Below are 26796 nucleotides of genomic sequence, written 5' to 3'. Positions count from 1 at the left end.
GCGGATCGCGCTCCAGCCGCGCCTCATCCCATGCGGCGATCGAGGGCCAGGCGGATCTTTTCCGCCAGCTCCCGCCGCCGGTAGGGCTTCTGCAGAAGCATTTCCTCCGGATCCGGCTGGTCCGCCCCCGCGCCTTCGGCATGGCCTGAGGTGAAGAGCACCGCCAGACGGGGCCGCGTCTCCAGCGCGCGTCGCGCCAGCTCGCGCCCGTTGATGCCGCCCGACAGCACGACATCGGTGAAGAGCAGGTCGATGACGTCCGACCGTCCGAGCTCCGCCATCGCCTCCGCCCCGCCGGCCGTCACCGTGACCCGGTAGCCCAGGTCACGCAGCTGTTGCACCGCATGCGCGCGAACCAGCGGATCGTCCTCGACGAGCAGGATGCTCTCCGCGCCGCCCGCCAGATGCTCCGCCTCCGGCGCATCCACGACCGGCGGACCGGGGGCTTGGGCGCACGGGATGTACAGCCGCACCGAGGTGCCCTGGCCCGGCCGCGAATGGATGATCACATGGCCGTTGGACTGCTTGGCGAAGCCATAGACCATGGAGAGGCCAAGACCGCTTCCCGCGCCGACGACCTTGGTCGTGAAGAAGGGCTCGAAGGCCTGGGCGACCACCTCGGGCGCCATGCCCGTGCCGGTATCCGTCACGGAGACGAGGATGTAGTCGCCCGGCAGCACTTCCTCGGCCACGGCCGCGCCTGCCCCGAGGGTCGCCATCTGGGTCTCGATCGTCAGCCGGCCGCCGGCGGGCATCGCGTCACGGGCGTTGAGGCAGAGGTTCAGCACCGCATTCTCCAGCTGCGGCGCGTCGATCAGCGCGTTCGGCAGGTCGGGTGCGGCCAGGATCGCCAGCTCGATCGCATTGCCCAGGGTCCGGCGCAGCATCCGCACCAGCGTGGCCAGCAGCTGGTTCACATCCACCGGCCGGGGGGCCAGCGTCTGCTGCCGCGAGAAGGCGAGCAGGCGACCGGTCAGCGCCGCCCCGCGCTCGGCGGCGGAGATCACGAACTCGGCCATCGCCCTGAGCGGCCTGTCCTGGAGGCAGTCCATCAGCATCTCGGCATTGCCGAGGATCACGGTGAGAAGGTTGTTGAAGTCGTGGGCGATGCCGCCGGTGAGCTGGCCCACCGCCTCCATGCGCTGCGCCTGGCGCAGCCGCCCCTCCAGCGCCACCCGCTCGGTGATGTCGGAGTTCACGGCAAGCACCCCGCGCGGCGTGCCGTCCGCGTGGCGCAGCAAGGTCCAGTTGACGTCGACGACGAGCCCCACGCCGTCCTTGCGCCGAAGCTGGAACTGGCCTTCCCAATAACCGTCCCGCAGCAGCAGCTCCATCGCCGCCGTGAAGGCCTCCGGCTCGAAGTGGAGGCGCTCCAGCACGGATTGGCCCAGCATCTCATCCCGCGTCCAGCCGTAGAGCCGTTCGGCGCTGCGGTTCCAGTATTCGACGCGATGGTCAAGGTCGCGCACCAGGATGGCGTCGCGGGCCTGGTCCAGCATCTGCGCCTGCTGCCGCAGCTGCTCCTGGTCGCGCCGCCGCTCGGTCACGTCGCGCTCCACGGCGACCCAATGGGTGAACCATCCCGTCGCATCGGCGATCGGGGTGATGTCCATCTCAAGCCAGAACTCGCGGCCATCCTTGGCGTAGTTCAGCACCTCGACGCGCAGGGGCTGCCACGCCTCCAGCGCCGCCGCCACCCGATCCAGTTCCTTGCGGTCGGAGTTGGGCCCCTGAAGGATGCGCGGCGTCCGGCCGATCACCTCCTCGGCGCTATAGCCCGTCAGCCGCTCGAAGCCGGGGTTCACGAAGACGATGCGCGGACCCTCTCCGCGCACCGGCTCGGCCTCGGTGATCATGATGATGTCGTTGAGGTTCGCGACCGCCGCCTCCAGCATGCGCAGGCGCTCCTCGCGGCGATACTCGGCGGTCACGTCACGGAACCAGACGGTGATGCCGTCGCGCGAGGGGAAGGCGGCGATGTTGAACCAGCTGTCAAAGGCCGGGTAATAATAGTGAAAGCGCTCCGTCTCGCGCGTCGCGGCGACGCGCTGGTAGCGCTCCTGAACCTCGCCGTCCCGAAGGTCGGGCCTGATGTCCCAGATCACGCGGCCGATCATGCCCGTCGCCGTTTCGTGGAGGAGGCTTGCGGCGGTCGCGTTCACGCGGGTGAAGCGCCAGTCCCGATCGAGCGTGTAGAAGCCGTCGGCGATGCTCTCGAACGTCGCATGAAGGTCGGCAGCGAGTTCGCGCGCGGCATTCTCCGCCGCGAAGCGCTCGGTGAGGTCCCAGACGGCGACGAGCCCGGCCCTGCGGCCCCGATGCACGATGACCTGCGCGCGGACCTGCACGATGCGGATTTCACCGGACCGCGTCCGGTGGCGCCAGGGGCCGGAATCGGCGACGCCCTCGCGCCGGCCGGTCATGACCGCGGCCGCGACCTCACGCTCCTCCTCGGGGAGGATATCGAGGACGGTCATGCCCAGGAATTCCTCGCGCGACCAGCCGTATTCGGCGATGGCGGCCTGGTTGACCTCCAGGAAGGCGAAGGTGTCCCTGTCATAGACCCACATCGGGGCCGGATGCTGCTCGAAGAAGTGGCGGAAGGAGGCCTCGCTCTCCGCCAGGGTGGCGTCGACCTCCGCCCTGGAGCCCTCCGTCCCGGCCGTGCCCTTCAGCAGCCGCTCGCGCGACGCCGAATGCCGAATCTCGCGCTGGCAGGCCGCGAGCTCGCGCCGCAATTCGAGCTCGTCGACGACGATCATCGCGAGGTCGGCCAGGGTCTGGCCTTCCTCCGGGCTGAGCGCGGCGCGGGGCACGGTATCCAGCACGCAGAGCGTGCCGATCGCATGGCCATCCGGCGTCAGGAGGGGCACGCCTGCATAGAAGCGCGCATGCGGTGCGCCGAGCACGAAGGGGTTCGCCGCGAAGCGCGGATCGTGGATCGCGTCGGACACGCAGCAGGGCTCGCCCGACGAGATCGTCATGTCGCAGAAGGCGGAATCCCGCGGCACCTGCGCGAGGTCGAGGCCGATCCGCGCCTTGAACCATTGCCGCTCCTCGTCGAGGAAGGAGACCAGCGCCATGGGCGCGCGGAAAAACCGGGCGGCCAGCCGCGCGACCCGGTCATAGGCGGGCTCGGGCAAGGTATCGAGCACGGCATAGCGCCGCAGCGCCGCCAGCCGGGCGCTTTCCTGGGACAGAGGGTCAGCGCCGCTCTTCAAGGAGCGGTTCTCGCGCGCGTCCGCCGCAGCAGGCTGCTCCTGTGCCGCATGAATTCCATGAAAAACAACCTATCCGCGGGCCTCACGGCCTCCAAGTTAATATCTGGGGATTTTTCTTCTCTGACATTCAGAAATTTAAAATAACAAGTGAAAAAATAAGATAATTACATAACCTAACATTTGATATCAGAAATCAACCCGGCGTCCATCGACTTCGTGTTCGCGAAGTTACTGGCAGAACGAAGCTCACGGCATCGAGAAATATTGACGATATTTGATGCGGTCCGCATCCACCCCGAAACATGCCATCGAAAGCACGGCGGGCTCAACCAGAGCGCGCCGCATGCGTCGCGACGGCCCCGGTCAGGGCATAGCCTGGCTGAGCCGCCCACCCTGCCGCAGCGGGGCCACGCGGATCGCGAGGCCCGTCGCGTCGTCGGTCTCGACGAAGAGGCCGCAGAGCGTCGCCTCGCCATCGGCCGGGGCCAGACGTTCGCCCGGCATCTTGCGCCAGAAGCGCAAGGCCGCGCCGCCCTTCTGCATGCCGATGATGCTGTCGAAGTCGCCGCACATGCCGGCATCGGTCTGGAAGGCGGTGCCGCCGGGCAGGATCTGATGATCGGCCGTGGGCACATGGGTGTGCGTGCCGATGACCAGGCTGGCCATGCCGTCGAAGGAATGGCCGAAGGCCTGCTTCTCGCTGGTCGCCTCGCAATGCACGTCGAGGATCGTGGCCTGGACGCTGCGGCCCAGCGGATGTCTGGCGAGTTCGGCCTGGATCGCGCGGAAGGGGTCGTCCAGCGGATCCATGTAGAGCCGGCCCATGGCGTTCACCACCAGGGCCCGGCGGTTCCCCGGCACCTCGACGACGACAGCCCCGTGCCCCGGCGTGCCGGGCGGAAAATTGATCGGGCGGATGACGCGCCGCTCCTCCTCCATATAGGGGATGATCTCGCGCCGGTCCCAGGTGTGGTTGCCCAAAGTGATGACATCCGCGCCGGCGGCCAGGAAGGCGCGCGCCATGTCGGGCGAGAGGCCGAAGCCATGGCTGGCATTCTCGCCATTCACCACCACGAGATCGAGCGCGAGCTCCTGGCGCAGGCCGGGCACGCGCTCGACAAAGGCGTCGCGGCCCGAGCGGCCGACGATGTCCCCGAGAAAGAGAATCCTCACGGGCGGATCACCCCGTATTCCGTGGCGATGGCGTGGAGCGGGACGTCATGGGGGCCGGTGGGCACTTCGGAAATCTCCTGCGCGGCATAGGCGACGCCGATCGCGGTGGCATGGGGAAGCTGGGCGAGCGTGCGGTCGTAATAGCCGCCGCCATAGCCCAGACGGGCGCCGCGCCGGTCGAAGGCGAGCAGCGGGACGATAAGCCATTCGGGCAATACGGGCTCGCCCTCGGCCGGATGCTGCGTGCCGAAGACGCCCGCCGCCATCGCGGTCCCCGGGGTCCAGGGACGGAAGACGAGCGGCTGGCCGCGGGGCGTGGTGACGGGCAGCGCGATGCGGTGGCCGCGCGCATGCAGCGCCTCGAGCAGCGGGCGCGTGTCGATCTCCTCGCCCATCGGCCAGAATCCGCCGATGAGCGCCCCGGCCATGGGCGGCGCCTCGCGCAGGATCACCTCGCGCAGCGCCTCGCCGGCGCCGGGCGCGGCGATACGCGCGGCAAAGGCCACGGCGCGCAAATCCGCCTTGCGGCTCTCGAGAGAGGGGGTTGTCGGCATGGGGCGGGGTGATACGCCCAAACGCGCCCGGCTGGCGAGCCGGCGTCACGCGAGGCGGTCAGAAAGGCCCCGCGGCGCGGTCAGGAAAAGAAGCGCGAAGCCACCCTGGCCGTTGGCACATGCATCCTCCCAAGGCCTGCCATAAGCAGGTGGGCACCAGGTAGCTGGACCAAGATCCAACCAGCGCCAGTTCCCGGGAGATGCGTATTGGCCCTGGGGATGTCTTGCCGGACGCACCGGGCAGCCTCGCCCCCTACAGGTAGGGCTTTGGCGCCCTCAGCACAAGGAAGGCGCGCCCCGATCAGGGCTTCTCGATCATGCCGGTGATGTTCTCGATGCGCTCGGCGATGCGCGCGAGGCGGTCCGCCAGCTGCGGATCGGGCTCCGGCGGCACGGGAAGCAGGCTGGCGGCGGGCGGGGGCGGCGGGCTGGCCACCGCGCCGTGGCTGCGCAGGCGCGCGAGGTCGAGGCGAAGATCCGTCGCCTCGTCGGCGAAGAGCAGCGCGACGTGCAGCAGCATGCGCGCCTCGGAGAACTGCCCGCCCATGGATCGGATGACCCGCACCTTCTCCTCGATCTGCGCGACGAGGTCGGTGACGTGCTCTTCCTCGCCATCCTTGCAGCCGATGGTGTGGTTGTAGCCGTTTACCCGTACGTTGACCTGGCCCATCGGCGTCCTCCCTGCGTTCAATGATCCGCGCCGGCGTCGTCGCCGAGAAGGAGGCGCAACCGGCCCAGCGCCTCGTCCAGCCGCAGGGTCAGCCGCTCCACCTCCGCCCGCGGGACCATGTCGGCGTGCTCCGCCGCTTCGGCCGGCGGCTCCATGCCGGCGAGCAGCCGCGCTGCCTCCTGGTCCACGAGAAGGCGTACCGCGTCCTGCTCCATGCGCTGCAGCATGGCCTCTTCCTCGGCGGCGAAACGCGCCTCGAGGGCCTCGGCCAGGCGTTCCAGCGCGGTTTCCAGCCGCTCGGCGGCCAGGAGTGTGATGTCGTTCGAGCTCAAATGCGACTCCTGCCGGCACGCTGGACGGGGCGGCGCGGCGCATGGGAAAGCGTTGACATGCAGGACTGCCAGGGTCAACCGCGCGTCGTCATCGTGCACGGCGCGGAAGAAGCGGGCTTCGTGCTGGCCCTGGCCAGGGGCCGTCCCGTGGCGCTGCTCTCGGCGCGGGGTGCGGCGGGCTATCTCGGCATCGCCGGCTTCCGCGCGATTCTGGACGCGCATGGCGCGCTGCCGCTCGGAATCCTGGACGCGGCCGATGCGCCGGGCCACGCGCTGGCGGCGCTGAAGGCGGGATTCACGACGGTGGTGCTGTCCCCGGAGGTGGCGGCCTTCCCCGGTCTGGAAAGGATCGCGGCCGGGATGGGTGCTCGGCTGCTCAAGGCCGCGCCGCCGGCGCTCGACCTGTCGCGGGTCGCGCTGAACAAGCCGCAGGGGCGGCGCTATCTGGCCCGGTGGCTCGGCGTACCGGAGACGGAATAGCCGGGCGGTCCGCGACCCTCGCCCGCCTATCGCGTTGATCGCACGGAGAGTTTCCAAACTCCGGCGGAAGTGGCCTAATCGACGCCACGAACGCCGCACATCGAAAGGAATCCCGATGAAGCTGACGCGCAAGGTGAAGGACATCCTCGCCTGGTATGAGAGCGACAACCCCGGCACCAAGACGAACCTCGCCCGCATCCTCATGACCGGGCGGCTCGGAGGCACCGGGCGCATGGTGATCCTGCCCGTCGATCAGGGCTTCGAGCACGGCCCCGCCCGCAGCTTCGCCCCCAACCCCGACGCCTATGATCCGCACTACCATTTCCAGCTCGCCATCGACGCGGGGCTGAACGCCTATGCCGCGCCGCTCGGCCCGATCGAGGCGGGTGCCGCCACCTTCGCCGGCTGCATCCCGACCATCCTGAAGGTGAACTCCTCCAACAGCCTGGCGACGACCAAGGACCAGGCGGTGACGGCCTCGGTGGCGGATGCGCTGCGCCTGGGCTGCTCGGCCATCGGCTTCACCATCTATCCCGGCAGCGAATACCAGTTCGAGATGATCGAGGAGCTGCGCGAGCTTGCCGAGGAGGCCAAGTCGGTCGGCCTCGCGGTGGTGGTGTGGTCCTATCCGCGCGGGCCGATGCTGGACAAGGTCGGCGAGACGGCGCTCGACATCGCGGCCTATGCCGCGCACATGGCGGCGCTCACGGGCGCGCATATCATCAAGGTGAAGCCGCCTACGGATGCGATCTTCCTGGAGGCGGCGAAGAAGACCTATGCCTCCTATCCGGTGGACGTGAAGGACCCGGCGGCGCGCATCGCGCATATCGTGAAGGCCTGCTTCAACGGGCGGCGGCTGGTGGTCTTTTCGGGCGGCGAGGCCAAGGGTGCCGACGCGCTGCTGGACGAGGTGCGCGCCATCCGTGCCGGCGGCGGCAACGGCTCGATCGTGGGGCGCAACGCCTTCCAGCGGCCCAAGGCCGAGGCGCTGAAGCTGCTCAGCGACATCATCGATATCTACAAGACCGAAGCCTGACGCGCCGCGCGACGTTTCGCCTCCTTCCGAAACGTCGCGCGCGCACAACCATTTAGGCCTGGGGCATGACCTCCGCAGATCTTCCCCAGGCCGCCGCGATCGGCCTCGTCTTCCTCCTGGCCGGCGGGGTGAAGGGCCTCATCGGCCTCGGCCTGCCGACCATCGCCATGGCGCTGCTGACCCTCCTGCTGAGCCCGGCCCAGGCCGCGGCGCTGCTCCTGCTGCCCTCCATCGTCACCAATATCGTGCAAATGGCGCCCGCCTCCGCCTCCTGGGCGCTGACGCGGCGTTTCGCGCCGATGCTGCTCGGCCTCTTCGCCGGCATTCTCCTGGGCGGCTGGCTCTGGGGCGGCTTCGGCGGGACCTATGGCGCGGTGGTGCTGGGCATCGTTCTGGCGATCTACGGCGTCGTGGGCCTGGCCGCCTGGCGGCCGCGCCTGCCGGAGGGCTGGGGCCTGGCCATCGGCCTCGCGACCGGCGGGCTGACCTCGGCCACAGGGGTCTTCGTCATCCCCGCCGTGCCCTGGCTGCAGTCGCGCGGGCTGGGCAAGGACGAGCTGGTCCGCGCGCTGGGCGTCACCTTCACGGTCGCGACGCTGGGGCTCGGCCTGCTGCTCGGCGGGAGTGGCGAGCTGCACTGGGGCCTGCTCGGCCAGTCGCTGCTGGCGCTGGCGCCGGCGCTGATCGGCCAGTCCATCGGCACGCGGCTGCGGGGCGCGATGTCGGAGGCGGCGTTCCGCCAGGTGTTCTTCGCCTCGCTGGTGCTGCTGGGGGCGGCGATCGCGCTGAAGGGCTGATGCATCCAAAGGCGTCGCTCGCGCGTCCTGTCCCCATGATGCTCCGCGCGATGATCTGGCTGGCCTGCTGCGTTCCGATCCTGGGCGGCCTCGCGGGCTGCCTGACGGGAACGGGCTTCCTCGGCGGGCATGGGCCGCCGGCCGCCGACAGCCATATGCGCTACCTTTCCGGGCTGCTGCTGGGCATGGGACTGGCCCTGGCCTGGGCCGCCTTCGAGCTGGAACGCCGCGCCTGGGTCTTCGATCTGCTCGCGCCCATCATCGTGCTGGGCGGCCTCGCGCGCCTGCTGGGGCTGGGCCTCGCCGGAATTCCGCCGCTGCCGCATCTGCTCGCGCTGGTCATGGAGCTCGCCGTGACGCCGGCGCTCTGGCTCTGGGTCCGGAGAGCGCGCGGTTGATCCCGCTTCCCAAACACCCCTCGGCGGGCGATGAAAGGCGATGGATGACCGTTGCCGCCTCTACCTCGTCACCCCACCCGTGCTTCCCACGGGCTTTGCGGACCTGCTCGCCGCCGCGCTCGACTCGGGCGACGTGGCCTGCCTCCAGCTGCGCCTGAAGGACGCGCCGGAGGACGAGATCAGGCGCGCCGTCGAGACGCTGATGCCCATCGCCCAGGCGCGCGAGGTGGCCTTCATCCTCAATGACGACGCGAAGCTCGCCGCCGCCACCGGCTGCGACGGCGCCCATCTCGGCCAGACCGACGGCGACCATGCCGGCGCGCGCAAGCTGCTGAAGGGCAAGATCCTGGGCATCACCTGCCATGCCTCGCGCCACCTCGCGATGGAGGCGGGCGAGCTCGATGCCGATTACGTGGCCTTCGGCGCCTTCTTCCCGACCTCGACCAAGGAAACCCAGCACCAGGCCGATCCCGAGATCCTGGAATGGTGGAGCGAGATGATGGAGGTTCCCTCGGTCGCGATCGGCGGCATCAACGCGGCCAATTGCGGGCCGCTGGTGCGGGCGGGCGCGGATTTCCTCGCCGTGGTCGGCGCGGTGTGGAGCCATCCCGAAGGCCCGGCCGCCGGCGTGCGCGCCATGAACGCGGCCATCGTGGAGGCCCGGCGCGGAATCGAACGTGGAGCTTGAATTCGCGACGGCCGACGTCTTCACCGAACGCCGCTTCGCCGGCAATCCTCTGGGCCTGGTCTTCGGCGCCGAGGCGCTGGACACGGAGGTCCTGCAGGCCGTCGCCCGCGAGCTCGGCCTGCCCGAGACCGTCTTCGTCCTGCCCGCCGAGGCGCAAGGCGCCGATATCCGCCTGCGCATCTTCACCCCCGCCGTCGAGCTGCCCTTCGCCGGGCATCCCAGCGTCGGCGCGGCGGTGATGCTGGCGCGCCGGATGGACCATGCCGGCGAGACGCTGGTGCTGGAGGAGGCGGCCGGCCTCGTCCCCGCCCGCCTCACCCGCGACAGCACGGGCCTGCCCGTCGCCGCCGAGATCGAGGCCCCCCTGCCGCTGGCGATCGGCGCGACGCTGGACCGCGCCGCCATCGCCGCCTGCGTCGCCCTGCCGGAGGCGGCCATCCACATGAACGGCCATCCACCGCTTCTGGCCGGCTGCGGCGCGGCTTTCGCCATCGCGGAAGTCGAGGATGCGGAGCTGCTGGCCGCCGCCATGCCCGACCTCGCGGCCATGGCGCGCTACCTGCCCGGCCTGCCGACGCCGCCGGTGGGGCTGCTGCTGCACACGCCGCTGGGCATCGGGCGGCGGCGCGTGCGCATGTTCGCCCCCCTCAGCGGCATCGTGGAGGATCCGGCGACGGGGGCGGCCAATATCGCGCTGGCCGGGCTGCTGCTGCATCTGGCCGGCGGCAGCGCGCTGCTGCTGGACGTCGAACAGGGCATCGAGATGGGCCGGCCAAGCCAACTCCATCTCGCCGCCCGGCGCGAGGCCGATGGCGCGATCCGCGTGCGCGTCGGCGGCGGCGTGGTCGCCGTCTCGCGCGGGCACATCACCCTTTGATGGGCGCGCGCCCGGTGGAGGAACTGGACGTCCACCGCGCGCTGCACCGCCCCGGTGTCCTGCTGGATATCGGCGCGCATGACGGGCTGCTGACCCTGCCCTTCGCCCGCCTGCCCGATTCGCGCGTGCATGCCTTCGAGCCCCTGCCCGCGGCCATGGCCCGGCTGCGCACGAATCTGGCCCAGGAGTTCGGCGCCATCCCCCCGCATGTGACGCTCCATGCCGAGGCGCTGGGCGCCGCGCCCGGCGAGGCCGTGCTCACCTGGCCCGTGCTGGACGGCGTGCCGCAGGAGCAATGGGCCAGCATCGCCAAGGATTATGCGGAGCACGCCAGCGTCGGCACCGATTCGCGGCGCGTGAGGGTCGTCACGCTCGACAGCCTGGATCTTCGTGACGTCACCGCCATCAAGCTCGACGCCGAGGGCGCGGAGCAGGAGGTGCTGGAGGGCGCGCGCGCCACCCTCACCCACTCGCGCCCGCTGCTCAGCGTCGAGATCGAGGAGCGCCACCGGCCGGGCAGCACGCGCAAAGTCCCGAAATTGCTGGCGGAGCTTGGGTTTTCGGGTTGGTTCTGGCATGCGGGCTGGCAGCCTCTGGCGGCCTTCGATGCCGCGACGATGCAGGTCGCGAGCGCGGATCCCGCCGTCTTCGGGGGCTCCGATCCCTATATTTTCAGCTTCTTCTTCTTCCCCGAGGAGCTCGCCGAGCCCTGGCTGGAGCGCCTTCGCACCGTCGCATGACAGCAATCTTTCACGGCCGGCTTGCCGAGCGGCCGGCACATGGCTAAGAACCCGCCAACACCGGAGTGTAGCTCAGCCTGGTAGAGCACTGTGTTCGGGACGCAGGGGCCGGAGGTTCGAATCCTCTCACTCCGACCATCTTTTCAGGTGGTTATCTCGCGGTAGTACAGTGCTCGAATGGCAGGATTGCCATGATGCACTCTCGTTCCCCATCCGTTCACGCGCCACCTCCCGCCTACGCCTTGAAGACGTAGCGCCGCGACAACCCGAAGTTCAGGAACATCCCCGCGACCGAGCCCGCGGCCACGCCGATCACCGGATGGGCGGCCACGATCTCCGTCCCCGCGACCAGCGCGGCATAGGTTCCGTAATTCGCCACGAAGCCCACCAGGTTCAGCAGCACGAAACGGCCCCATTGCGCCGCCACCGCCCCCTCGCGCGGCGCCGTGCGGAAGGTCCAGGCGCGGTTGAGCGCGAAGGTCGTGCTGGCGGCCGCGAGATAGGACAGCACACGGCCCGCATAGGGGCCGAGCCCCAGCCAGAGCATCGCCGTGAGCACGCCCGCATCCACCAGAAAGCCGGCGACACCGACCACGCCGAAGCGCAGAAACTGCAGAATCGTTTTTTGCATGACCGCGCTTTTCTCCAGCCGCGATGGCGCAATTGCGGCCGGGCAACCCCGGCAGCCGCGCCCTCGCAGAATTCGTCCCGGCCAAAGCCGATTCTGTGGAGACATGCGCCGATCTCTTGTTAGGATTCGGCCATCGATCCTCGGGAGACTTCCGGACAATGATCCAAAGACGTCACGTCCTCTCGGGCGCCGGCGCGCTCGGCGCAGCCGCGCTGGCCGGCCCCTCGCTGGCCCAGCCCGCCAATGCGAGGGTGGTGCGGCATATTCCGCACGCGAACCTCTCGACCATCGACCCCTTCTGGTCCTCGGCCTTCATCGTCCGCAACTACGGCTATCTCGTCTATGATCAGCTCTACGGGCTGGACAACGACTTCAAGCCGCAGCCGCAGATGGTCGCCGGCCACACGGTCGAGAATGACGGGCTTCTGTGGAAGTTCACGCTGCGCCCCAACCTGCGCTTCCACGACAACGAGCCGGTGCGCGGGCGCGACGTGGTTGCCTCCATCCGCCGCTGGGCGCGGCGCGACGCCTTCGGCCAGCGCCTGCTGACGCAGACCGTGGAGATGCGCGCGCCCTCGGACACCACCTTCGAGATCCAGCTCAACAAGCCCTTCCCCAAGATGATCGACGCCTTCGCGAAGATCACGACGCCCTGCCTCTTCGTCATGCCCGAGCGGGTCGCGCAGACCGATCCCTTCCAGCAGATCACTGACGTCGTCGGCAGCGGGCCCTATCGCTTCGTGCGCAACGAGTGGAACCCGGGCAGCAAGGCCGTCTTCGAGAAATTCGCCGGCTACGTGCCGCTACCCAACGGCACGGCGCAGCAGACGGCGGGCCCGAAGGTCGCGCATTTCGAGCGCGTCGAGTGGCAGATCATCTCCGACTTCTCGACCGCCGCCGCCGCCCTGCAATCGGGCGAGACCGACTGGTGGGAACAGCCCACGGGCGACTTCCTCCCGATGCTCGGCCGCAACCGCAACCTCAAGGTGGAGGTGGCGGACGTGCTCGGCCTCATCGGCATCATGCGGCCGAACCACCTGACCGAGCCCTTCGACAACCCCGCCGTGCGCCGCGCCGTCATCACGGCGGTCAACCAGATGGACTGCATGACGCCGGTGATCGGCAATCCGGAGCTGATCCGCGACAAGGTGGGCTTCTTCGCGCCGGCCTCGCCTCTGGCCTCCGATGTCGGGCTGGATCGCTACAAGCAATCGATCGCCCAGGCGCGCGCGGAGCTCCAGGCAGCCGGTGCCATGGGCAAGAAGCTCGTGCTGATGAACGCGACCGACCTCGCCTCCATCAATGCCTGCACGCTGGTGATGGCCGACCTCCTCACCCGGATCGGCTTCAACGTGGACCTGGCCTCGACCGACTGGGGCACGGTTTTGCAGCGCCGCGCCACGCGCAATCCGCTGGAGCAGGGCGGGTGGTCGGCCTTCTGCACCTTTTGGTCCGCCTTCGACCATTGGACGCCGGCCGGCCACAACGCCATCCGCGGCAACGGCAACGAGGCCTGGCCGGGCTGGCCGTCCATCCCCGAGCTGGAGGCCAAGCGCGACGAGTGGTTCGACGCGCCCAATCTCGCAGCCGAGCAGGCGGCGACGCGCGACATGCAGCGCATCGCCTTCGACACGGTGCCCTACATGCCCATCGGCCAGTATTTCCAGCCGACGGCCTATCGCGCCAATATCAGCGGCGTGCTGCGCGGGCCGCCGCAGTTCCACAATATCCGACGGGGCTGAGGGTGGCGGGGGGCGCCTGGACGGCGGGCAGAATGGCCGCCCGGCGCAACCTGCCCCTGGCGGTCCGAGTTGGGATGACGCATCGGCCGGGACAGTTCCCGGCCGGGCAGGCATGATGCCCGGAAGCGCCGGCCAGCGGGCGCCACATCTTTTTGCTTCTGCCGCATGCGACGTCCAGAGAGATCATTACCCCACTTTGCCGCTGAGGCTTGGGCCTGGAGCGCGAATCAGAGCTGGGTCAGCACAGCCGTCCCCGGCGCACCGGCGCCGGGCGTCGAGGACATCATTGCGGAATTTATAACTTATTGTTTTAAGGGAGTGATTCGTGCCTCGAGTAATCCCGTTTTCCGCGCCCGGGCTCTAGCTCTTCACTTCGCTTTTGCGAGAATTACGATGACGAAGCTCGACGGTCCGCCCGCCCCAGAATGTCCGTCCCGGCCATTTTCATGCGGCCATGTCGCCCCGTCGAGGAAGGAGGCATCGCCTTGAGCGAATCCCCGGCCCCCGAGGCCGACCTCAGGGCGGCGCGCGTGCTGGTCGTCGATGATGAGCGCGCGATCGTCGAATCCCTGACCCTTTACCTCCAACGGCTCGGCATCGAGGCCGAGGGCGCCGCCGGTGTGGCCGAGGCGCAAGCCCGGATCGCGCAGGACCCGTCGATCTGCGTCGTCGTTTCGGACATCTCGATGCCCGACCGGACGGGGCTCGATCTCGCTGGGGCGATGCTCGCCCAGACCGACGAGCTGCGCGCGATCGAGATCATCCTGATCACCGGCTTCGCCGACACCGAAATCGCCATCGCCGCCATGCGCGCCCAGGCCTTCGACCTCGTGAAGAAGCCCTTCCGCTTCGCCGAGATCGCCGCGGTGGTGCAGCGCGCGGCGGGATCGGCCCTGGCCCGGCGCGCCCGGGCGACCCGGGATGCGGAGATCCATAATCGCACCCGTGTTGCGGATGAGGAACGGCAGGGCCTGTTGAAGCGCCTCGTCGAATCCGAGCATGGGCTCCAGCACACCCGCACCGCGCTCGAACACAGCGAGCGCGCCCGCTACAACCTTCTGACCATCGTCTCGCACGAACTGCGCTCGCCGCTCATCCCGATCATCGGATTTGCCGAGGTGATCGCCACCTCCCCCGGCCTCCCGGTTGAGGAGCTGAAGGAATACGCCAACCTCATCCGCGCATCGGGCCACAGCCTGCTGAAGCTCGTCGACGTGGCGCTCGACGTCGTGGCCCTGCAGGACCGCCAGGGGCTGGGACCGCTCTCGGAGGACCGCGCCGCCGCCATCGCCCAGCGGGTCGCCTCGATGCTCAAGGACTCCGCGAGCGACCGGCGGATCACCATCCGCCCCGACGGCCCGGGCGAGGTCCGCGTCCGGGGGGACGTCGCACGGATCGAGCGCGCGCTCTTCCAGCTCGTCGACAATGCGGTGAAGGCCTCGCCGAGCGGCGCCACGGTGAGCATCGGCTGGGAAGCCCGCGCGCCCGAATGGACGCTGTTCACGGTGCGCGACGAGGGGCCGGGCATCTCGCCCGAGGTCCTCGCGCAGCTGGGCATTCCCTTCCTGCAGAAGGACATGTCGCACAGCCGGGACTGGCCCGGCGCGGGCCTCGGCCTGGCGCTGGCATGGCGGGTGGCGGAGGCCCATGGGGGAGAGCTCTCGCTGGCGACGCGGCCGGAAGGCGGGTGCGAGGCCCGCCTGCGGGTTCCGGCCTCCGGCAAGGCCTGACGCGCCTCAGTCGGCGGTGATGCCCAGGCGCGGGATCAGCGGCGCCCAGCGCCGGTTGTCCTCGTCCAGCGCCGCGGTCAGGGCCGCGCTGCCGAGGAATTCCGGATCGAAGCCGCGCTCCATCAGCACGGTCTGGAAGGTCCGATCCTCCATGGCCTTGCGCGCGGCCTCCTCCAACCGCGCGACGACCGGCGTGGGCGTGCGGGCCGGCGCGGCCATGGTGTACCAGAGCTCCGCCGCATAGCCGGGCAGCGCCTCGGCGATCGCGGGCAGGTCCGGCCAGGCGCGGGCGCGTTGGCCCGCGGTATTCGCCAAGGCGCGGATCTTGCCGTCGCGGATCAACGACTCAACCGCGCTGACCGAGGCGAACATGACCTCCACCTCGCCCGCGACGAGCGCCGTGACGGAAGGCGCGGTGCCGCGATAGGGGATGTGGGTGATCCGGGTGCCGGCCAGCTCGTCGAAGAGCGCGGCGGCCAGGTGCTGCGAGGTGCCGGCGCCCGGCGTGCCGTGGTTGAACTTTCCCGGATTGGCGCGGGCGAGCGCGATGAACTCCTGGAGATTCCGCGCGGGCAGCGAGGGGTTCACCACCAGCAGCATCGGCGTGCTGGCGAAGCGGGCGACGTGCACGAAGTCGGCCCGCCAGTCGAAGCCCGGATTGCGGAACAGCACGTTGCTGATGGCGATGCCGTTGCCGGTGAAGAGCAGGTTGTAGCCGTCGGCCGGGGAGAGGGCGATGTTCTGCGTGCCGATATTGCCGCCGGCGCCGCCGCGGTTCTCGACCACGACGGACTGGCCAAGCTGCTCGCTGAGCGCGCGGGCGACGAGGCGGCCGAGATTGTCGGTGCCGCCGCCCGGCGTATAGGGCACGACCATGCGAATGGCGTGGTCGGGATAAGGCGTCTGGGCGCGCAGCGCGGTGGGAATGGCGGCCAATCCGGCAGCGAGCGGAAGCAGCGCCCGGCGGGCGAGCGGAAGGGTTGCGGCAGGCCGCATTGGAACATTCTCCTCGGGGTTCCGGCCTTGATGGCCGGAGCTTTCAGTGATTCAGGCGATGATTCCGCGCCGGGGAGCGGTGGCGAGCACACCCGCCTCCTCCAGCGCGGCAATGTCTTCCGGCGTGAGCCCCGCCTCGGTCAGGACGGCGCGGTTGTCCTGGCCCAGCGTGTGGCAGTTGCCGCGAATGGCGAGCGGACGGCTCGAGAGGCGGAAGGGAATGCCCTTCGCCGGCTTGCCATCCGGGCTGCGCAGCACCGCGGTGCCCCTGGCGAAATCCTCGGCGGCGGCGAGCGCTTTGCCGTCGCGCGCGGGGGCGCTGCCGCCGGGCCATTCGGCACGCCAGCCGGCGCCATCGGCGACGACCCGGTCCGCGGGCTCCAGCGGATCGGCATTGCCCAGGCGCGGCGAGGGATTTCCGGCGGCCGCGGCGACCAGCTCCTCGCCGATCAGGAAGATGGTGAGCTCGCGCTGGGAGAGGTCCAGATGCGCCCCCTCCCCGGTCCGGTCGCGCTCCAGCAGGGCCGCGATGATCGCGCCGGAGGCGAAGAGGCAGACCACCTGATCGGGGTAGTTCACGTCGCGCCCGGTGATAACGGGCGCCTCGCCCGAGCCGGTGAGCGCCGCCATGCCGCCCGTGGCCTCCAGCGTGGAGCCGAAGGAGACCATGTCGCGATCCGGCCCGTCCTCCCCCTGGCTGGAGATGCTGGCGATGACCAGGCGCGGGAAACGCTGGCGCAGCGTGGCGGCGTCGAGCCCCCATTGGGCCAGCACGCCGCGCCGATAGTTCTCCACCAGCACGTCGGCGGTCTCGAGCAGGCGCAGCAGCGCCGCCTTGCCGCGCGGATCCTTGAGGTCGAGACAGACCGAGCGCTTGCCGCGATTGGTGAAGCCGAACCAGGGCGATTGGTTCCACCAGTCGGTGCCGTCCTGCGCGCCGTCCCAGTTGCGGAAGGGATCGACGGCGCCGGGGCCCTCCAGCTTCATCACCTCGGCGCCGAGATCGCAAAGCAAGGCGGAGGAAGCCGCACCGGCCGTCAGCCAGCCGAGATCCACGATGCGGATTCCGGAGAGGGGCAGATCACGCGGCATCGGTCATCTCCGGGGTCACGCGGCGGCCGTTCCAGCCGATGGGGAGCACGGGCATGCCGTCCGCGCCGAGGAAGCCGCGCGCACGGTTCTGTGCGTCGGCGAGGAGCTCGGCGGGCCATTTCACCGGCCCGACCGGGACACGTCGGGATTGCGCCGCGGCCGTCACCTCGGCGCGCGTGCGCGCCAGGAACCAAGGACCGAGGATGGCGAGAAACTCCACGCGATGCTGGCGGCGGCCGGCGGCGGTGCTGAAGCGCTCTTCTTCCAGGCGCGCGTCGCCCACGACAGCGCGCAGGCCGGGCCAATCCTTCTCCTGGTAGACGAGCGCGACATGCCCGTCCTTGACCGGCACGGTGTACCAATCGGCGCGGGCGCCGCCGCGCACGGGCGAGCTGCCGAGGACGAGCACGCCAGCCGCGACCTTCCAGTTCAGCCAGGTCGCAACATCGATCAGCGAGACGTCGACGACCTCCTCCCCTCCGGCCCGCAGCGCGGCCAGGATGCCGGTGCAGGCGGCCAGTCCCGCCGCATAGGCGGGCTGGTGGCCGGCGAGGCGCGCGGGCGGACCCTCGGCTTCGCCGACAATGCCGAGCAGACCGGACAGGGCCAGCAGGCCGAGCTCGCTCATCGGCGGATCCTCGCCGGGGCCGAAGACGGAGATGCGCGCGCGGATCGGCACGCCGGCCGCATGCGCCGAGAGGGCCGCGTCGTCGCCAATCGCCACGTCGAAGCGCCCCGTCGCCGGGCCGGATTGCTTGCCGAGGTTCAGGAAGCGGTCCAGCGCCGAGCCGCCGGCCGGCAGGAGCGGGGCGGCCTGGGCCAGCGGCTCGCCGCCCTCGGGTAAGGGCCGCACGACCTCGGCGCCGTAGGAGGCGCAGAGCCGCGCCGCCATCGAGGCGGCCAGGCCATGCGGGCGCTGGGCGCAGAGCGCGCCCAGATCCAGCACGCGGCGGCCCGCGAGCGGGGCGGCCATGCTCAGCCCTGCCCCGGATTCTTGATGCCGGCGGCGAAGCGCGCATTGCCCTCCGCCTGGGCGTTGGTCTTCGAACGGATGGTGAGGTTCACCATCTGGCCGTGATCCATCGCCTCCTGCCAGTCCGTGATGAAGGCGGGGATGCGGTCCAGCGCCTTCTTGCTCTCGGCCAGCGCGACACCGTCGAACTGCGCGACCTGGGCCGCGATCTCGGCGGCGCGCGGCAGGAGCCGGTCAGGCTCCACGCACTCGTTCACCATGCCCCAGCGCTCGGCCGTCGCGCCGTCGATGCGGTTGGTGGTGAGCACCAGCCAGGCGGCCTGCTTGCGCGTGATGCCCGAAAGCTGCGCCGCGGGGCCGGCCATGCCGGGATAGGTGGAGAAGCCCATCTCCGGGCAGCCGATGCTGGCCTTGGTGCTGGCCACCGCGAGGTCGCAGACGTTGAGCAGCGTGGAACCGCCGCCCAGCGCGATGCCGTTTACCGCCGCGATGAAGATCGAGGAATGCGCGCGGATCGCCATGTTCACCGCGATCCACTCGTCGCCCGCGCCCTCGATGCCGGCGACGCGATCCACCTCGCGCTCCTTCAGGTCCATCCCCGCGCAGAAGCTGCCGCCTGTGCCAGTGATGACGATGGCCTTGGCCACGCCGCGCAGCTCGTCGAAGGCCTTGAGCAGGCCCTGCCGGCTCTCGCGGTTCATGGAGTTTCGCTTGTCCTCGCGGTCGATGCGCAGTTCCGCCCAGCCCTCGTGCCGGGTGACGACGATGGGTCCGCTCATGCTGCAGGTCCGAACTGGGGGAGAACGAAATCGTCGGGCCCGCCGGGGAAGCGGACGGAGACCTTCATGCCGATCTTCGCGTCGGCAGCGGTCATGCCGTCGAGGTTGGTGAGGAGGTAGGGCCCCTCCTCCAGCTTCACCATCGCCACGGGATAGGGCAACTCGTCCTTCATTCCAGGGTAGTAGCTCTGGTGGAAGACGACGAAGGACCAGATCTCGCCGCGATCCGAGGCGCCGACCCATTCCCAGTCCGGCCGCCCCGTGAAGGGCGAGACCGGCGCCGGCGGGAAGAAGCATTTTCCCGTGGCGGCGCAGCGCTGGAGGATCAGGTGCCCGTCCTTGCACGCGTCCCAGAAGGGACGGTTCCAATTGTCGACGAGGGGCTTGGGGCGTGTCGCGAGGCTCATGCGCCCCTCCGCAGGATGAGGCTCTGGGCGATGTTGGTGGCGCAGATGTACTGCATGGCCTGGACGTCCTTGATCTGACGCGCACCGCAATCGTCGCGCAACTGGCGGACGCATTCGGCGATGATGCCCCAGCCCTGCATGTAGCTGTCGGAGAGATGGCCGCCCGAGGTATTGGTCGGCCAGCGCCCGCCGAGGCGCAGCGCGCCGTCGCGCACGAAGTTGCCGGACTCGCCCTGCGGGCAGAAGCCGAGGCCTTCGAGGCTGAGCAGCACGGTCGGCGAGAAGTTGTCGTAGATGCCGAGGCCCTGGATGTCCTCCCGCCCGATCCCCGCGCGGTCATAGACCGAGCGCGTGGCGCTGAGGTTCGGATACCAGAGGTCGTCGGCCGGGCCGCTGCCGTAGTGGAAGGCGTCCTGCCGGGCATAGCCCGAGAGCAGCACGGGCGGGCGCTTCATGTCCTTGGCGCGCTCGGCCGTGGTCATGATCCAGGCGACGGCGCCGTCATTGATGAGACAGTAGTCCAGCAGCTTCAGCGGCTCGCAGATCGGGCGCGCCTTGGCGTGGTCCTCCAGCGTGATCGGCCGGCCGTGCATCACCGCGTCGGGGTTGAGGCAGGCGTGGTCGCGGAAAGCCTTGGAGACGTGGCCGAGATCGGCATGCGTCGTGCCGAACTGGTGCATGTGGCGCTGCCACATCATGGCGTGGGTGGCGCCGGGGCTGGTCATACCCCAGGGCGACCACTGGCTGTCGCCACCGCCATACATCATGCGGTTCGAGCGGCCATTGTTGCCGTAGACGAGCGCCACGCATTTGGCCGCGCCGCTGTGGATCGCCTGGGCCGCCAGCGCCAGCGAGACGCCGGAGAAGCGGCCGGGCGCCTCGGTCAGCAGGCAGTATTGCGGGTTGATTCCCATCATCTCCGCGAAGCGCTCGTAGGTGGGGATGCGGTTGACGATGAGGCCGTCGATGTCCGAGGGCTTCAGGCCGCAATCGTCCAGCGCGGCGTTCAGCGCCTCGCAGCCCAGGCCGTAGCTGTCGGTCTCGGGGAAATTGCCGAAGCGGCTGGTGCCGATGCCGGCGAAGGCGATCTTGTCGCGCATCTCCCACGGGGCGTTGATGGCGGGCGAGGCCATGTTGGTGTCTGGCATGGTGTTCCTGGTCGTTCCTGGCGGCGATCCTGCGACAGGTCCGGAAGGGCCGCCAGCGCAGGAATTCGCGGGGTAGGCCAACCCTGGGTTAGTCTGCACGCGTGATCGAGTCCCTGCCCCCGCTGTCGAGCCTGCACGCCTTCGTCCTGGTGGCGGAGACCGGCAGCCTGGCCGCGGCCGCCGACCGGCTGAACGTGACGCAGCCGGCCATCAGCAAGCGCATCCGCATGCTGGAGGCGCATCTGGGCGTGGCGCTGGTGCGGCGCGGGGCGAATGCACTGCGCCTGACGCCGGAGGGCGAAAGCTACGCGACGGCGCTGGCCGGCGCCTTCTCCGAGATCCGCACGGCCACGGCGGCGCTGGCCGCGCCCGCCTCGGGGCCGCTGCGCGTGCGGGCCTATACGACCTGGGCACTGCGCTGGCTGATCCCGCGGCTGTCCCGGTTCCGGGAGCGGCATTCGGGGCTGGAGGTGGAGGTGACGACCTCGGTGACGCCGGTGGATTTCTCGCGCGAGCAGGTGGACGCGGCGATCCGCACCAGCGACCGCCCGCCGGCGCCGGGGGCCGAGCGGCTGCACAAGGTGACCATCGCGCCCTTCGCGGCGCCGGGGCCGGCGCGGGCGGCGAAGCGGGGCGGGCTGGCGGGGGTGACGTTGCTGGGGAGCGTGGTGCGGCCGCAGGATTGGGGGATCTGGGCGAAGGTGACGGGGACGGCGCTGCCGGCGACGCCGTTGCTGTTCGAGAGCACGTCGCTGGCCGTGCAGGCGGCGATCGAGGGGCTGGGGGCGGTGATCGCGCCGCCGCTGCTGGTGGCGGAGGATGTGCGGCGGAGGAGGCTGGTGGGGTTGGCGCAGGGGGATGTGGCGACGGGGGATCACTATTGGCTGGTTTTGCCGCCGGGGCCGGCGCGAAGAGAAGCGCTGGCGTTTCGGGATTGGTTGGTGCGAGAACTAGGTGGCTAAAGGGCATAACACCACAATCATCGCGAGGAATACACTCAATCTACCTCCACACGCAGGAGTTGATATTTCTATACAGATACCGCATATCTAGCGCGAATTCGGGGGCGGGAATATGGGCAACTCTAGTGAGGCCGTGCCTCTTGTAATCCAGCTTCAAATGGCGGCGATGGATAGTTCGGAGCGAGTGTCCTCGATTTTGCTTAAGGCGAAGCTGGTTGCGAGCAAGCTGGGAATGGGTAACGCGGAAATTGCGCGTTGGATTGGACACGAGCTCGATGGATACATGGGTAGCGGGCAAGAACTTCCAGCCTACCGTATTTTAAGCGGTCATCCCTTGGCAATGAACCCGGTACGGGGTGAGATCCCAGTTCAATTAGCACACGGAAGTCCAGAGCCGATTCGGCGCGCTCTATTTGAATTGCCTTTTTTGAATGGGGTACCAGAGGTCGAAGCTCTAATCACAAAGGGCGGCGTATCGAAGCTACGGATACCCTTCCCGCCAGAACTTCAGCAGCTTGTATCAGAAATCGCCGACGAAGATTGGCCGCTGCGGTGGGCGATTGGGCCCGGACAACTAGCTGCATTGGTCGAAGCCGTTAGAAGTCGTGCCATGCAATGGGCATTGGATCTTGAGGCGGGTGGAGTTCTCGGGGCGGGCTTTAGTTTCAGCTTGTGGGAAAGGAATGCGGCAGTGTCGATCACTAATAATTTTGCTAATAGTAATATCGGAAATATCGGTGACGTTACGTCTGGAGGACAGGTAAATAACAATCAAACTATTAATAATGATATTGGAATCGAAAAGATTATTCCATTCTTGAATCAGCTTTCACCTGCAATTAAGTTATTGCCTCCTGAAGTTCAATCAGCGCTTGTTGAGCCAATTGAAATTTTGACCGCGGAAACTAAATCAAAAGACCCCTCGCAGGGAAAAATACGAGCGGCCTTAACGTCTATGAAGACTACCTGCGAAGGTGCAGCAGGGAATCTCATAGCTTCTGGTATCCTAGAGACGATTAAATCTATATTCACCAATTAATTTTATTTATTTAAAAAAATATAAAATGAATTAGCTAACCCTCATTCGCCTGGATCATCTCCCGCACCCGCGGATAGATCGCCTGCGCCCACCGCCGTCCCGAAAACACCCCATAATGCCCCACCCCCGTCTGCAGGTGGTAGCTCCGCATCGTCACCGGCACGCTGCGGCAGAGGTCCAGCGCCGCCATCGTCTGCCCGATCCCACAGATGTCGTCCTTCTCGCCCTCCACCGCCATCACCGCCGTCCGCCGGATCGCCTCCGGCCGCACCGGCCGCCCGCGCCAGGTCAGCTCGCCCTTCGCCAGCAGATGATCCTGGAAGATCGTCTTCACCGTCTCCAGGAAGAACTCCGCCGGCAGGTCCATCACCGCCAGGTATTCGTCGTAGAAGCGGCGGTGCTGCGCGGCCTTGGCCGCATCGCCCTTGAACAGCGCCCAGAACTGGTCGCGATGGGCCTTCACATGCCGGTCCATGTTCATCGACATGAAGGCCGAGAGCTGCAGCGCGCCGGGATAGACCCGCCGCCCCGCCCCCTTGTAGCGCCACGGCACCTCGGCGATCAGGCTGCGCTCAAACCAGCCGATCTCCTTGCTGGCCGCGAGGTTGTTCACCTCCGTCGGATGCTGGCGCGCGTCGATCGGGCCGGCCATCAGCGTCATGCTGCGCGGCGAGAAGGGGCTGCGGTCCTCCGCCATGACGGCGACTGCCGTCAGCACTGCCACCACCGGCTGGCACACCGCCAGCACATGCCCGCCCGGGCCGATCGCCTCCAGGAACTGCATCACCGTCTCGGCGAATTCGTCGAGGCCGAAGCGCCCGGCCGAAAGCGGCACCTCGCGCGCGTTGCGCCAGTCGGTGATGTAGACGTCGTGGTCCTGCAGCAGCACCTGCACCGTGTTGCGCAGCAGCGTCGCGAAATGGCCGGACATGGGGGCCACAACCAGCACGCGCGGCAAAGCCAGGTCGATGTCCTTCTTGAAGTGCAGCAGGTCGGCGAAGGGGGTGGAGGCGACCACCTCCTCGCCGATCTCGACGAGCCGGTTGCCCACGCGCACGGGGGCCAGGCCGAAGGCGGGGCGGGTGGAGGAGATGCCCGAATGGCCGAAGACCTCGAAGGCCGCGCGCAGCATCTTCAGCCCCGGCAGGCCCGGGGTCTCCAGGGGCGCCATGGCCCCGCCCAGCCCGCGCGCCATGGAGCGCAGCGGGTGAAAGAAGTCCTGACCGGTCTGCAAAGCCCTGTAGATCATCCGTACATCCTGCCGTGGGGGACCGCCGTGCGATCATGTTGACCGCACCGGGCCTTTTCGCAACCGCGAAATGATGGGTAGGGTGCCGAGGATCGACGGGGGCCCACATGTCAGGCGTGAAGACTCGCAACAAGGCCGTGGCGGGCAAGCCGGCCGCCCTCAAGCCCAAGGCGGTGGCCCGGCCCAAGCCCGTGGAGCACCGCAGCCCGCCGCCCTTGGCGAGGCTGCGCATCAGCAGCCGCAACTATTCCTCCTGGTCCATGCGCGGGCTGGCTGATCCTGCGCCTCTCCGGCCTGCCCTTCCGCACCGAGGTCGCCGACGACGCCGGGCGCGCGGGCCGAGCTGCTGCTGAACTCCTCGTCCATCCTGCTGCCCTGCCTGCTGCATGAGGGCGCGGAGGTCTGGGACACGCTCGGCAATCGTGGAATACCTCAACGAGCTGCGGCCCGAGGCGAAGCTCTTCCCGGCCGACCGCATCGCCCGCGCCCGCTGCCGCTCGATCTGCGGCGAGATGCATGCGGGCTTCCACGCGCTTCGGTCCTCGCTGCCGATCAATCTGAAGGCGCATGTGCACGGCTTCACCGTGTGGTCGGCCGCGCGGGCGGATATCGAGCGGATCCTGCTGCTCTGGCGCGGTTGCCTGGAGCAATGGGGCGGGCCCTGGCTCTTCGGGACGGAGCGCTGCGTGGCGGATGCCATGTTCGCCCCGGTCGTCACGCGCTTCCGGACCTATGACGTGAAGCTGGACGAGATCTGCGAGGGCTATGCGAAGACCATCGAGGGATGGGCCGATTACCAGGAGTGGGTGGAGGCGGCCCGGAAGGAGCCCGAGCCCCGGATCACCGAGCTGGAATTCGACGCGGAGTTCTGAGTGCGGCCTTAGTCAGAACGGCAGCAGCGCCAGCAGGTCCCCCTCCTCGACGCGCAGCACCTCCGGCCCGATCACGCAAAGCCCGTCGGCCGCCGCCAGCGGCGCCAGCCGGGCCGAGCTGCCCCGGCCCAGCAGCTCCACGACCGGCAGGCCCGAGGGATCGGTCCCGGCGAAGCGCGCGGGCGCGAATTCGACGCGCCCCGGCCGGCGCTCTTCGCGGAAGCCCGACCGCACGGCGAGAGGGCGCAGCGGCCGCGCGGGCGTCCCCGCCAGCCCGTCCAGCACGCGCCGCCCCACCAGCCAGAAGTTCACATAGGCAGCCAGCGGATTGCCCGGCAGGGCCAGGATCACGGCCGCGCCCAGATGCCCGGCCTTCACCGGCTTGCCCGGGCGGATCGGCAGATGGACGACCTCGATCTTCCCGCCCGCGGCCAGGATGGCGCCCACCATGTGGTCCTCCTCGCCGACCGAGACGCCGCCGGTCGTGACGATCAGGTCCACCTCCTCGCTGGCCCGCAGCAGGGCGTCGCGCAGCCGTAGGGGCTCGTCGGGCAGGATGCCGATCTCGACCAGCTCCACATCCGGCGCGGCGAGCATGGCGCGCAGCATGGGCCCGTTGGAATCATGCACCTGGCCCGAGCCGAGCCCGCTCCCGGCCTGCCGCAGCTCGGAGCCCGTGGAGGCCAGCGCCACCCGCAGCCGACGCGTGACCGAAAGCGCCCCATGCCCGGCCGCGACGGCGAGCGCGATATGCCGCGCATCCATGCGCTGGCCGGCCGCGAGAAGGGTCGCGCCCGCGCGCACGTCCTCGCCCCGGAGGCGGATATTGGCGCCGGCGGGCCAGTTGGCCGGAACGGCGATGCCCTCGCCCAGGGGCTTCGCCTTCTCCTGCTGGAGGACGGACCGCGCCCCGCCGGGCACTGGCGCGCCGGTGAAGATCCGCGCGGCCTCGCCGGGGGCGAGCGCCCCGACCGGCGCATCGCCCGCCGCCAGCCGCGTCGTGACGCGCCAGGCCGTGCCCGCCCCCTCCGGCGGGCCCAGCGCATAGCCGTCCATCGCCGACTGGTCGAAGGGCGGCACGTCGTGCAGCGCGAGGATCGGCGCGGCCAGCGCGCGGCCCATGGCCGCCCCGGCCGCCAGCGTCTCGGTGCCTGACACCGGCCCGGCGAGGGTCAGCAGCCGCGCCAGCGGCTCGCGCAGGAGGGCGAGGGGATCGGGCGGCAAGGCCGTCAGCACAGGATCATGCACCCGGCTCGGTGAAGACCATGTGCCCATCGTCGCGCGCGATCGCGACCAGCGTCATGCCGTGATGCCGCGCGCGGTCCAGCGCCAGGGAGGTGGGGGCGGAGATCGCAACCACCGTGCCCGCGCCGAAGGCCGCCGCCTTCTCCACCATCTCGAAGGAAAGGCGGCTGGTGATGACGACGAAGCCCTCCGCCGGATCGGCCCCGGCCCGCAGCAGCGCGCCGATCAGCTTGTCAAGCGCGTTGTGCCGGCCGACATCCTCGCGCACCAGCATCAGCTGGCCGTCGCGCGCGGCCCAGGCAGCGGCGTGGGTGGCCCGCGTCGCGGCATTGAGCGGCTGCCCGCCCGAAAGCCCGGCCAAGGCGCGATGGATCGCCTCGCGCGCGATGGGCGGCGCCGAACCGTCGCGCCGCGCGGCCAGCGGCAGGCCCGAGACCTCCTCCACGCCGCAGACCCCACATCCCGTGCGTCCGACCGTGTTGCGCAGCCGGCGATTGGCCAGCAGCGCGTGCAGGCGTTCGGGCACGAGATCGATGGTGACGACGGGGCCGCCCTCGCCTTCCTCCACCTGGATTCCGCGGATATCGGCGGTGGCGCGGATCACGTCCTCGGTGAGGCTGAAGCCGATGGCGAAGTCCTCAAGATCGGCGGGGGTGGCCATCATCACCGCATAGGGCTGGAAGCCGTAGACGAGGCTCACGGGCATCTCGACGGCGACCCGGCGCGAGACCTCCTCCGCCCGGCCCTCGCCGGCCGGGACGCGCCGCGCCTCGACCTCGCGGGAGGTCGGCGGATCTCCGTCGAGGGTCTCGATCTGCGCCAGCGCTGATGCTCCTCCGGGGGGTGATGCCGAGGGGCCCGGTCCGGCCGAGACTGCCACTTCGCCCCACGGCATGGAAGCTTGCGGCCCCTGGCGGCCCGGACCATGCTTTCCATCCAGAACGAAGAAGAATTCAGGAGGATCG

General features: G+C 69.3%; 28 protein-coding genes, 1 tRNA gene and 1 other RNA gene. 14 read left to right on the top strand and 16 right to left on the bottom strand.

The window, feature by feature from the left end:
* Positions 1-23: 23 nt before the first annotated feature.
* The 6 genes from ACO057_RS18760 to ACO057_RS18735 form a co-directional block, all read right to left on the bottom strand.
* The gene (locus ACO057_RS18760) at positions 24-3221 is read right to left on the bottom strand and encodes a PAS domain S-box protein (protein ID WP_421994282.1); all 3198 of its coding nucleotides are present in this window, start codon (positions 3219-3221) and stop codon (positions 24-26) included.
* Positions 3222-3584: 363 nt separating this feature from the next.
* Positions 3585-4394, bottom strand: a complete 810-nt coding sequence (locus ACO057_RS18755) for a TIGR00282 family metallophosphoesterase (RefSeq protein WP_421994280.1) — start codon at positions 4392-4394, stop codon at positions 3585-3587.
* On the bottom strand, positions 4391-4948 hold the full coding sequence (locus tag ACO057_RS18750) for a 5-formyltetrahydrofolate cyclo-ligase (protein ID WP_421994278.1): 558 nt from the start codon (positions 4946-4948) through the stop codon (positions 4391-4393). Before ACO057_RS18750 ends, ACO057_RS18755 begins: the two co-directional genes overlap by 4 nt.
* Before the next feature lie 93 nt (positions 4949-5041).
* Positions 5042-5198: non-coding RNA, 6S RNA (gene ssrS / locus ACO057_RS18745), on the bottom strand.
* 51 nt (positions 5199-5249) lie between these two features.
* Complete coding sequence (locus ACO057_RS18740) at positions 5250-5618, bottom strand: cell division protein ZapA (RefSeq protein ID WP_421994276.1); 369 nt, start codon at positions 5616-5618, stop codon at positions 5250-5252.
* A gap of 17 nt (positions 5619-5635) precedes the next feature.
* Complete coding sequence (locus tag ACO057_RS18735; protein WP_421994275.1) at positions 5636-5950, bottom strand: hypothetical protein; 315 nt, start codon at positions 5948-5950, stop codon at positions 5636-5638.
* A gap of 57 nt (positions 5951-6007) precedes the next feature.
* On the opposite strand from ACO057_RS18735, the gene ACO057_RS18730 reads away from it, so the two are divergent.
* From ACO057_RS18730 to ACO057_RS18695, 8 genes are all read left to right on the top strand, one after another.
* Complete coding sequence (locus ACO057_RS18730; protein ID WP_421994273.1) at positions 6008-6430, top strand: hypothetical protein; 423 nt, start codon at positions 6008-6010, stop codon at positions 6428-6430.
* 115 nt (positions 6431-6545) lie between these two features.
* Entirely contained in the window at positions 6546-7466 is a 921-nt protein-coding gene (locus ACO057_RS18725; RefSeq protein ID WP_421994271.1) for a class I fructose-bisphosphate aldolase, read from the top strand.
* 65 nt (positions 7467-7531) lie between these two features.
* Entirely contained in the window at positions 7532-8263 is a 732-nt protein-coding gene (locus tag ACO057_RS18720; RefSeq protein WP_421994269.1) for a TSUP family transporter, read from the top strand.
* A gap of 35 nt (positions 8264-8298) precedes the next feature.
* A complete protein-coding gene (locus tag ACO057_RS18715) occupies positions 8299-8661 on the top strand; it encodes a DUF4345 family protein (protein WP_421994267.1) in 363 nt (120 codons plus the stop codon).
* A 40-nt stretch (positions 8662-8701) separates the two neighbouring features.
* Positions 8702-9349 (top strand): thiamine phosphate synthase, encoded by a 648-nt coding sequence (gene thiE, locus ACO057_RS18710; RefSeq protein WP_421994265.1) that lies wholly within the window; start codon positions 8702-8704, stop codon positions 9347-9349.
* On the top strand, positions 9339-10226 hold the full coding sequence (locus ACO057_RS18705) for a PhzF family phenazine biosynthesis protein (protein ID WP_421994262.1): 888 nt from the start codon (positions 9339-9341) through the stop codon (positions 10224-10226). Before thiE ends, ACO057_RS18705 begins: the two co-directional genes overlap by 11 nt.
* Entirely contained in the window at positions 10226-10966 is a 741-nt protein-coding gene (locus ACO057_RS18700; protein WP_421994260.1) for an FkbM family methyltransferase, read from the top strand. The genes ACO057_RS18705 and ACO057_RS18700 overlap by 1 nt, the downstream gene beginning before the upstream one ends.
* 61 nt (positions 10967-11027) lie before the next feature.
* Positions 11028-11104, top strand: a tRNA-Pro gene (locus tag ACO057_RS18695).
* 97 nt (positions 11105-11201) lie between these two features.
* Here ACO057_RS18695 and ACO057_RS18690 read toward each other — a convergent pair.
* Positions 11202-11597, bottom strand: a complete 396-nt coding sequence (locus ACO057_RS18690) for a GtrA family protein (protein ID WP_421994258.1) — start codon at positions 11595-11597, stop codon at positions 11202-11204.
* 161 nt (positions 11598-11758) lie between these two features.
* On the opposite strand from ACO057_RS18690, the gene ACO057_RS18685 reads away from it, so the two are divergent.
* Together ACO057_RS18685 and ACO057_RS18680 are read left to right on the top strand one after the other, a co-directional pair.
* Positions 11759-13339, top strand: coding sequence for an ABC transporter substrate-binding protein (locus ACO057_RS18685; protein WP_421994641.1), 1581 nt, complete (start codon positions 11759-11761; stop codon positions 13337-13339).
* 485 nt (positions 13340-13824) lie between these two features.
* Complete coding sequence (locus ACO057_RS18680; protein WP_421994256.1) at positions 13825-15069, top strand: ATP-binding protein; 1245 nt, start codon at positions 13825-13827, stop codon at positions 15067-15069.
* Positions 15070-15075: 6 nt separating this feature from the next.
* Here the strand turns inward: ACO057_RS18680 and ACO057_RS18675 are convergent, their stop codons facing one another.
* The 6 genes from ACO057_RS18675 to ACO057_RS18650 are packed head-to-tail and all read right to left on the bottom strand — an operon-like array spanning position 15076 to position 20464.
* The gene (locus tag ACO057_RS18675; RefSeq protein ID WP_421994254.1) at positions 15076-16065 is read right to left on the bottom strand and encodes a Bug family tripartite tricarboxylate transporter substrate binding protein; all 990 of its coding nucleotides are present in this window, start codon (positions 16063-16065) and stop codon (positions 15076-15078) included.
* 51 nt (positions 16066-16116) lie between these two features.
* The gene (locus tag ACO057_RS18670; RefSeq protein ID WP_421994252.1) at positions 16117-17157 is read right to left on the bottom strand and encodes a CaiB/BaiF CoA transferase family protein; all 1041 of its coding nucleotides are present in this window, start codon (positions 17155-17157) and stop codon (positions 16117-16119) included.
* Entirely contained in the window at positions 17147-18130 is a 984-nt protein-coding gene (locus tag ACO057_RS18665; RefSeq protein ID WP_421994250.1) for a CoA transferase, read from the bottom strand. The genes ACO057_RS18670 and ACO057_RS18665 overlap by 11 nt, the downstream gene beginning before the upstream one ends.
* Positions 18131-18132: 2 nt before the next feature.
* Positions 18133-18909 (bottom strand): enoyl-CoA hydratase/isomerase family protein, encoded by a 777-nt coding sequence (locus tag ACO057_RS18660; protein WP_421994248.1) that lies wholly within the window; start codon positions 18907-18909, stop codon positions 18133-18135.
* Positions 18906-19316, bottom strand: a complete 411-nt coding sequence (locus ACO057_RS18655; protein ID WP_421994246.1) for a Zn-ribbon domain-containing OB-fold protein — start codon at positions 19314-19316, stop codon at positions 18906-18908. The genes ACO057_RS18660 and ACO057_RS18655 overlap by 4 nt, the downstream gene beginning before the upstream one ends.
* Entirely contained in the window at positions 19313-20464 is a 1152-nt protein-coding gene (locus ACO057_RS18650) for a thiolase family protein (RefSeq protein WP_421994244.1), read from the bottom strand. The genes ACO057_RS18655 and ACO057_RS18650 overlap by 4 nt, the downstream gene beginning before the upstream one ends.
* Positions 20465-20565: 101 nt before the next feature.
* On the opposite strand from ACO057_RS18650, the gene ACO057_RS18645 reads away from it, so the two are divergent.
* Both ACO057_RS18645 and ACO057_RS18640 read left to right on the top strand, forming a co-directional pair.
* The gene (locus ACO057_RS18645) at positions 20566-21426 is read left to right on the top strand and encodes a LysR family transcriptional regulator (protein ID WP_421994242.1); all 861 of its coding nucleotides are present in this window, start codon (positions 20566-20568) and stop codon (positions 21424-21426) included.
* Positions 21427-21538: 112 nt separating this feature from the next.
* Positions 21539-22465 (top strand): hypothetical protein, encoded by a 927-nt coding sequence (locus ACO057_RS18640; RefSeq protein WP_421994240.1) that lies wholly within the window; start codon positions 21539-21541, stop codon positions 22463-22465.
* Positions 22466-22499: 34 nt separating this feature from the next.
* Here ACO057_RS18640 and ACO057_RS18635 read toward each other — a convergent pair whose 3' ends face one another.
* Positions 22500-23714 (bottom strand): polyhydroxyalkanoate depolymerase, encoded by a 1215-nt coding sequence (locus ACO057_RS18635; protein ID WP_421994238.1) that lies wholly within the window; start codon positions 23712-23714, stop codon positions 22500-22502.
* A 116-nt stretch (positions 23715-23830) separates the two neighbouring features.
* Between ACO057_RS18635 and ACO057_RS18630 the strand changes: the two genes are divergently transcribed.
* Positions 23831-24067: a hypothetical protein gene (locus ACO057_RS18630; RefSeq protein WP_421994236.1), complete on the top strand. Its 237-nt coding sequence runs from the start codon at positions 23831-23833 to the stop codon at positions 24065-24067.
* Between the two features lie 69 nt (positions 24068-24136).
* Complete coding sequence (locus tag ACO057_RS18625; protein WP_421994234.1) at positions 24137-24586, top strand: glutathione S-transferase C-terminal domain-containing protein; 450 nt, start codon at positions 24137-24139, stop codon at positions 24584-24586.
* A 12-nt stretch (positions 24587-24598) separates the two neighbouring features.
* Here ACO057_RS18625 and ACO057_RS18620 read toward each other — a convergent pair whose 3' ends face one another.
* Positions 24599-25834: a molybdopterin molybdotransferase MoeA gene (locus ACO057_RS18620; protein ID WP_421994232.1), complete on the bottom strand. Its 1236-nt coding sequence runs from the start codon at positions 25832-25834 to the stop codon at positions 24599-24601.
* Positions 25827-26726: a formate dehydrogenase accessory sulfurtransferase FdhD gene (gene fdhD / locus ACO057_RS18615; RefSeq protein WP_421994230.1), complete on the bottom strand. Its 900-nt coding sequence runs from the start codon at positions 26724-26726 to the stop codon at positions 25827-25829. Before fdhD ends, ACO057_RS18620 begins: the two co-directional genes overlap by 8 nt.
* Between the last annotated feature and the right edge of the window lie 70 nt (positions 26727-26796).

Origin of the sequence: Roseococcus sp., from assembly GCF_965227005.1 — a bacterium.
In the GTDB taxonomy this organism is placed as follows: Bacteria; Pseudomonadota; Alphaproteobacteria; order Acetobacterales; family Acetobacteraceae; genus Roseococcus.
This window is presented reverse-complemented; position numbering and strand designations above follow the sequence as displayed.